The organism is Paraburkholderia sp. (genome assembly GCF_049581445.1).
Lineage (GTDB): Bacteria > Pseudomonadota > Gammaproteobacteria > Burkholderiales > Burkholderiaceae > Paraburkholderia.
This window is the reverse complement of the sequence record NZ_JBAURZ010000205.1, coordinates 1-6,483: the sequence shown is the minus strand read 5'-3', so window position 1 is coordinate 6,483 and position 6,483 is coordinate 1. Positions and strand designations below refer to the sequence as shown.

Sequence of the window (6,483 nt, the reverse complement as noted above, 5' to 3'; positions counted from 1 at the left end):
CGATGCACTTCACGCGGCCCCAGCGGTCGGCGAGCACCGACAGCGGGAACGTGAGTACGCCAACCATCAAAGCGACCACACTGCTAAGCGAACCCAGCCGTGTGTCGGAAAGGGTCCATGCGGCCTTAAGCAACGGAAACACGGCGTTCAGCACCTGCCGCGACATGTAGTCGGAGAGCAGCAGTCCAACTGTCAACGCAAATACCACCCAGGCATAGGCGCGCACGTCCGCTTGTACTGCCGGAACATCGCCCGTCGTGGGCTCAGCATGTTGCATGAGCATGATTCGTCTCCTCCGTGTCCAGCTCGTTAGCGGTCGCCTTTGCCCCTTCGGGAAAACACGGCCGACTATAGATACCCCGTCAGCCGCTCCGGCGCGCGACCGGGAGTACTGCCTTTGAAGCCGGACATCTATTGAAGCGGCCGGCCGGACGCCCTCCCATCACTCCACCCGATGCAGCGGGTTCTTCACGCCCGCCAGGTCACTTGAAAATTGATCGGAACAAAATGAACGTCGTGTTTGAACAATACGGGAATCGCGCACTATACTTTTGTGATTAAGCGCCATCTTTTTACTAATTAATGCCACTCGGTGAAAACACTGATACCTGGCGCAGTAGGCAGTTGACTACCGGACAACAACGCGTGGGTGCGGCGAAGGGAGAGTGATGGAAACGATGCTGCGGTCGGTCGCGATGAGTGGTTATTTTGATGTAACGCGGCGGCTCGGACTAAACCCCGTGGAGCTCGCGCAGCACTTCGGGATAGATACCGCGGCGCTAGCGAACCCCGAAAGTCGCGTTCCGGCCTCCGCTTGCTGCCGGCTATTGGAACTCACGGCCGAGATGGCGTCGTGTCCAACTTTCGCGCTGCAAATGGCTGAAACCCGGCATAAGTTCGGGACAGGCGTGGTCAATATCCTGCTCGCGCACAAACGCACGCTGCGCGAAGTGTTGTTAGCCGCAGCCGAGTACCGGCATCTGCTCAACGAAGCCTTGGCGGTCTATGTCGAAGACGCAGGCGCGACGGTCACTATTCGTGAGGAACTCGTCGTTGAACCTGGCACCCCGACAAAGCAGGCGATCGAACTTGCGATCGGCGTTCTCGCCCGCCACTCCAGTGCTCTGCTCGGCGGATACTGGAAACCGCACACCGTTCATTTCACGCACTCCGGTCCCGCCGACCTGACGTTTCATCGACGCTTCTTCGGATGTCGGCTGGAGTTCGGCAGCGATTTCAACGGGTTTGTGTGCGCAGCCGCTGATCTCGACTACCCGAATCCGGCCGCTGACCCGGAACTGGTCCGATACGCCGAGAGCCTCGTTGCGCCACTCAACGAGGCCGGTGCAGATTCAACGGCGCTGGAAGTCCGCAAGACGATCTACCTGCTGCTGCCCCTGGAGCGAGGCAGCGTCGAGCCGGTTGCCCGCCATTTGCGTCTGAGTGTACGCACCATGCAGCGCCAGCTGGAAGCGAGCGGTACCAGCTTCTCAGAGCTGGTCGAAGAGGTCCGGCGTGAACTCGCCGTGCGCTATTTGAGCAACCCGCGCTATCCGATCGGGCGGGTTGCGGCCCTACTGGGTTACAGCCAGCAAGGGTCGTTCACAAACTGGTTCACGCTACGATTCGGGCTGACGCCGCGTGACTGGAGGAGCAGCCTGGCGAAATGAGCGGCACTTGTGCGCACCGCTCAAGCGAAATTAAGCGCAAAAATCCAAGGTCGCGATCGCTTCAGTGGGTACGCCCTACTGGCGGCACGGCTCTATACTTCATCGCCACCAGATCTGTATGGATGCATCGCGGGACTTTATCCCGCCGCCGCGGTCCAGATGCACCGCACGCCTGGCAGACATCACGTGGTCGCATGCAGGTCGATGTCGTGCGGAATGCGTGCCGCCCCTCGCGAGTTCAGACGGCCTTGCGCAGGAAGCCCTGAGTACCACCGTTGCGGTTGGGCGCGAAGCCGTTGGCCAGCAGGGTCTCCTCCACAGTGTCGTAGAACACGCCGATCTTGCTGATCTCGCGCGCCTCCTGGGCGGTGGCGATCTTGCGGCCGAACTCACGTGAGATGCGCACCAGTTGCTCAATCTGCTCAACAGAGCTCATCTTCTTCGTGCGCGCCTGGTTCCAGAGGTTGTCCTCGGTGCCGCAGCGCACGTGCAGGCCCATCGCAATGCCCATCATGTTGACTGGCAACACATTGCGCATCGAGCTCTCCACTGTCAGCACCGCGCCGTCCGGCGTAGCGCGCACGAAGTTCGCAAGATTATAGATATTCGGCGCGTCCATGCCACCGCCGATGGCCACCCAGTTCATGACCAGTGGGCCCTTGTAGATGCCGCGCCGAATCAACCGCTCAACCGACTCGAAGCTGTTAATGTTGTAGCACTGGAAGGCGCTTTGGATGCCAGCTGCATTCAGGCGGCGGATGTGCTCCTCGGCCCAACCGGGCTGCGCTGGCACTGTCATCTCCTTGTATGCGTTGTAGACATTGGGGTCCTCCATCGAGGTGCCCTTGACGTCATCATCCTCCCAGTGTTCTACGACGTTCATCTGCGAGGTATTGATCGTGACCGTGACCTGGTCGGGCTTGGGATCGAGCTCGGCCAGCATGTGGCGCGTATCGTCGCTCAGCCATTTGGCCGCGGCACCTTCAGTCTCCGGAGCAAAACTGATCGAGCCGCCCACCTGGATAATCATCTCGGGCACTGCATTGCGCACGCCTGCGATCAGTTCGTTGAACTTCGACAGGCGCTTGCTGCCCTTGCCGTCAAGTTCGCGCACATGCAGGTGCAGCACGGTGGCGCCTGCGTTGTAGCAATCCACCGCCTTCTGGATCTGCTGCTCCATCGTGACAGGGATGTCTTCAGGAAAGTCAGAGGGCACCCACGACGGCGCATAGGGCGCGGCCGTAATGATCAGGGGTTGCTGGTTTTCAGTGTAGAGGGAACCGTCGAGAAAGTTCATGGCATGGTCTCAAAAGGCAGGTTGCGGGGGACGGAAAGAAATTGGGGGCTGCTCAGTAGGCCTGTCGTCGACAAACCCGTCGACGAACCGAACCTTCTCACCGCTTCCCGGACAAGTAATTGAACGTTTGCCTCCGCGTCAGGCGCGGTTAACGCATCCGTCCGACAAAGATACAACCATCCGACGAGGTGATTTGCGTTTTGGGTGCCATTTTTTTATGATTTGATGCCACTACGCGTTAACGCTAGCTTCCGCTAAGCAATGCGAGGGCATTGTCAGGTTGCCGGGGTGGTCGCGTAAGATGATGTGGGGATGAGGAAACCAAAATCGCTTTACCACGGTCATCGCTTCCCCGCTGGCGGTCCGCCAGTGTGCAACCGCCAGAAATGTCCGCGGTGGCCCCCGTGTGACGCGGCGGCGGCAGTCCACTGCTCGTGCTTCAAACGCGCGAGCCGGACAGGGGGACGGCAAGGGGACGCACCTTCGTGCCCACCTGCCGTCCCCCATCACGACTGGAAGCTTGGACGCAGGTGCTTTACCGTCAAAACTCGATCAGGGCGACGTCGTCACGATCCTAACGGGCGCGTGCGGATACAGGAGGCTTTTCCACTACCAGATAGTCTTGACGTGCGCATACGCGCGAATCTTTTCGTCCTTCGTCACCAGCGGTACAGCAAGCTTGCGAGCAGTTGCGACGATCATGCGATCCGCAGGATCTTTGTGAAACTCCCCCGGCAACTCGACAGACTTCACGGCGACCTCGTTGTCCACCGGCATAAACCGCACCGCATCAATTTCGGCGACAGTCGCGAGCCAACTTCCCACGTCCATGGACAACACCAGCTTTTCGCGCTCAACCAGCATAGCGACTTCCCAAGCGCTTATCGCAGAAATGACGATCCGGCCACCGTCCAACTCGCGCGTGATCGCCGCTTTCGCCTTCCTGCTCAACGTGCCGTCGCCGTGGACCCACCACACAAGCGTTTGAGTGTCCAAGACGATCACTGAGCCGACTCCCAATCAACATCGACTGGGGATGTAGCGTCGTCATAACGGATCACGGAGCCACGAAGTACGTCCAGCGGGTTACGCTCAGCGCTCCGATAGGGCCTGACTTCCAATGCGGGCTTGCCATGATCCGTCACCACTACGCTTTCGCCGGATGCCTCAACCTGCCGAAAAAACTCAAGTGCTTTCGCCTTGAATTCGGACTTGGAAACATGATTGTTTTCCACCTTACACTCCATAGTCATTTTCCAACGGTCATAATTATTGGCGTTAATGACTACCGGAGCAAGTCATTTTGGTCCCGATGCGACGCGAAGGGTTCCGCTCAGGTCCTCGCCGGTCCTCACAGTGCTCACCGATTCCAGACGCAGTCCATGCTGTTTATTGAGCCGCTCACCTCCCATGCGCACTGCGATCGGTCGAGTGCGCTCACCTGGCCCCGCTCGCCAACCGCTCTTTCGGGCAGGCATGTGTTAGAAAGCGCACCGATGAGTCTACAGTCAAGGCGCCTAATTCACGCGTCATGGCTCCCATGATTGATGGAGCAACCCGGTTGCCGAAGGGATTCGGACACGTAACGTCTTGAACGGCGGCCGCGGGTCAACACTCCGGCCTAGGCGCGGTTCTTCGATGCGCACTTTCAAACTCGAGGTGACCGTGGTCCAGAAGAATTTGCGCGGATTCCGCACAGCTGGTTTACCGGATGCTCAAGGCGATGCCCCGGTTCACTCAGGACAGCCGTTACCCGTAGACGCCCCCTCCCTGCACGAAACGCTCACGCGTGCGAAGGACAGTGTCAGCTTCGCGACACGCTTTCTGCAGTACGTCCCGTTCTTTCTGATCCTGATCGCAATCGCGCTAGTCGCGCAGGTCACGCTGCTCAGTGCGCACAGTCTGGCGTGGAACCAGTGGGCCTACTCAGAATGGCTGATCAACTACGATGCAGGCTTCATCCGACGCGGTCTGAGCGGAGCGCTGATCGACCATATGCGCGTGCCCCCGCTCGTTGTCGTCAACGTGCTGGTATTTGTCGTTTTCACGTCGTTTTGCCTGCTGTTCTGGCGAGTGTTGCGCAATTCCGCCCGCAGCGCGTCATGGGCAGCCATTCTTGCGATGCTGGTGCCGAACGGTCCAGTGCAGATGGCGGCCGCCAATGAGTTTTTCTACCGCAAGGAGATCGTGTTCCATGTTGCGCTGGGCATCAGCTGCATCCTGTACCAGAGAATCGTGAACACGACGAGCGATACGAGACGAGTCCTTTTTTCTTGGATCTTCTTTGCATTGCTCATGATGCAGGTGGTGGCATTTCCGCTCCTGCATGAGGTCTTTCTGTTTATCTCGTTTCCGGCTAGCTGGTTGCTCGCGCGTCAAGTGGCCGCGCTTCAGCCGCACCGGCCGGTGTTCGGCTGGTTGCTCAATTCGACGGTGATCGTGTCGATTGGGATGATGGTGGTCTGCGCTGTGTTCCGCGGCAATCAGGCGGTCGCCGATCAACTCTGGAAATCGTTGAGCGGGTCCGACCGAATGCTGATTTCACCTTCTGCTCCGGACACGCCGACCGGCGGGATCGCCGCAATCGGCTGGAGCACCCTTAAGAATCTGAGCCTCGTCGGCGACACGATGGTTTCCTCGCAGTTCTGGATCTGGATTTTCGTGGCTGCCGGTGCGGGCGCCGTGCTCGCGCTCATCACGGCACTGCGTAGCGCCCAGCGCGAGTCACCGGACGTGTCAATCCAACTGCTGCGCCGGCATCTCTCACAACTATGGTTTTTGTTTGTCGCTTCACTGCCGATGTATGTGCTCGGTTGGGATTGGGCACGCTGGATATCGTCGGTTGCGATTTCGTATCTGTTCCTGTCCTTCGCAGACAGCACGGCTTCGATCCAGCCGCCTCAACTGCTCCGCTTTGTTCCGCGACGTTGGCGCAGTGGGCTCGAGACCACGCGCGACTACTTCGCGGACCAGGTGGTGCCCGCCATCAGCACGATGGCGACCCGGCACAGGGTGGGACTGATTGCGCTAGCGCTGTTCTACTGCATGACGTTTCGCCCGCCCGAATGCTGCATGCAAGGGGGCTATAACCCCTACTACCGGATCAAGCCGGTTCTGGCAGAACTCAGCCACTTGCGGCGCTAGCGCACGTCAATGTGCCCTGACATCTTCTGAGAAGTCGACATCCGCGCATGGCGGCGGATGTCACCGAGCCAGGCGCTCCAAGAAAGCGCATCGGTATTTTCGACCTGCACTTTGACCTCTAGTCGACGATTTTCAGTCCCCAACGATCCCCAATAACTCAGGATCGCTAAACGATCGTTCGTACCCTCCCGCGCATCCGTCACACCGCTGCGCACACCGCCAATGTCCTCTCTCTGCGCGTCCCCTCAAAGGGCATCGGATTGCAATTGTCATTACCCCGGGAAAATCAATCCGGGATTATCCGGCCAATATCGCGCACTAAAACAGGGAATCAGGTAATCTATTCGTCAGCGTTACATTTAGATACGTAAT

5 protein-coding genes and 1 pseudogene are annotated in these 6,483 nt (G+C 59.0%); 2 read left to right on the top strand and 4 right to left on the bottom strand.

The features are described from left to right. Positions 1–283 (bottom strand): annotated as a pseudogene (locus WCA85_RS18215) (MFS transporter); the annotation flags it as partial. A 385-nt stretch (positions 284–668) separates the two neighbouring features. On the opposite strand from WCA85_RS18215, the gene WCA85_RS18210 reads away from it, so the two are divergent. Continuing rightward, positions 669–1,670 carry an AraC family transcriptional regulator gene (locus tag WCA85_RS18210; protein ID WP_424066275.1) on the top strand — a complete coding sequence of 334 codons (1,002 nt, stop codon included), beginning with the start codon at positions 669–671 and terminating at the stop codon, positions 1,668–1,670. A gap of 238 nt (positions 1,671–1,908) precedes the next feature. Here the strand turns inward: WCA85_RS18210 and WCA85_RS18205 are convergent, their stop codons facing one another. The 3 genes from WCA85_RS18205 to WCA85_RS18195 form a co-directional block, all read right to left on the bottom strand. Continuing rightward, positions 1,909–2,967: a 3-keto-5-aminohexanoate cleavage protein gene (locus WCA85_RS18205; protein ID WP_424066274.1), complete on the bottom strand. Its 1,059-nt coding sequence runs from the start codon at positions 2,965–2,967 to the stop codon at positions 1,909–1,911. A 609-nt stretch (positions 2,968–3,576) separates the two neighbouring features. Further along, a complete protein-coding gene (locus tag WCA85_RS18200; protein ID WP_424066272.1) occupies positions 3,577–3,972 on the bottom strand; it encodes a type II toxin-antitoxin system VapC family toxin in 396 nt (131 codons plus the stop codon). Next, positions 3,969–4,220, bottom strand: a complete 252-nt coding sequence (locus WCA85_RS18195; protein ID WP_424066270.1) for a type II toxin-antitoxin system Phd/YefM family antitoxin — start codon at positions 4,218–4,220, stop codon at positions 3,969–3,971. Before WCA85_RS18195 ends, WCA85_RS18200 begins: the two co-directional genes overlap by 4 nt. Positions 4,221–4,605: 385 nt before the next feature. On the opposite strand from WCA85_RS18195, the gene WCA85_RS18190 reads away from it, so the two are divergent. Further along, on the top strand, positions 4,606–6,111 hold the full coding sequence (locus tag WCA85_RS18190; RefSeq protein ID WP_424066269.1) for a hypothetical protein: 1,506 nt from the start codon (positions 4,606–4,608) through the stop codon (positions 6,109–6,111). Positions 6,112–6,483 lie beyond the last annotated feature (372 nt).

What these genes read in the sequence shown, in the direction of transcription:
- WCA85_RS18210 (WP_424066275.1), top strand. Translation starts at nt 669, where the DNA reads ATGGAAACGATGCTGCGGTCGGTCGCGATGAGTGGTTATTTTGATGTA.
- WCA85_RS18205 (WP_424066274.1), bottom strand. Translation starts at nt 2,967, where the DNA reads ATGAACTTTCTCGACGGTTCCCTCTACACTGAAAACCAGCAACCCCTG.
- WCA85_RS18195 (WP_424066270.1), bottom strand. Translation starts at nt 4,220, where the DNA reads ATGACTATGGAGTGTAAGGTGGAAAACAATCATGTTTCCAAGTCCGAA.
- WCA85_RS18190 (WP_424066269.1), top strand. Translation starts at nt 4,606, where the DNA reads ATGCGCACTTTCAAACTCGAGGTGACCGTGGTCCAGAAGAATTTGCGC.